General features: G+C 44.4%; 1 tRNA gene. It reads right to left on the reverse strand.

Annotated elements, in window-relative coordinates:
* Window positions 1–8 precede the first annotated feature (8 nt).
* Window positions 9–84, reverse strand: a tRNA-Glu gene (locus tag VJL_RS27430).
* Between the last annotated feature and the right edge of the window lie 141 nt (window positions 85–225).

Raw genomic sequence — 225 nt, forward strand, 5'->3', positions numbered from 1 at the left:
TTTAAAGATGGTATCCCGTAGGGGAGTCGAACCCCTGTTACCGCCGTGAAAGGGCGGTGTCCTAGGCCTCTAGACGAACGGGACACTGCTATTTGTTTCCACTTTTAAAAAGCAGAACCAAACTTCGAAGATATTGAGATATCTTCGTCTCTTTTACTTATAAACCGTATCAATCTGTGTGGACACTCATCGTGAATAATCATCGTATAAGGAGGTGATCCAGCG

Origin of the sequence: Vibrio jasicida CAIM 1864 = LMG 25398, from assembly GCF_000400365.1 — a bacterium.
In the GTDB taxonomy this organism is placed as follows: Bacteria; Pseudomonadota; Gammaproteobacteria; order Enterobacterales; family Vibrionaceae; genus Vibrio; species Vibrio jasicida.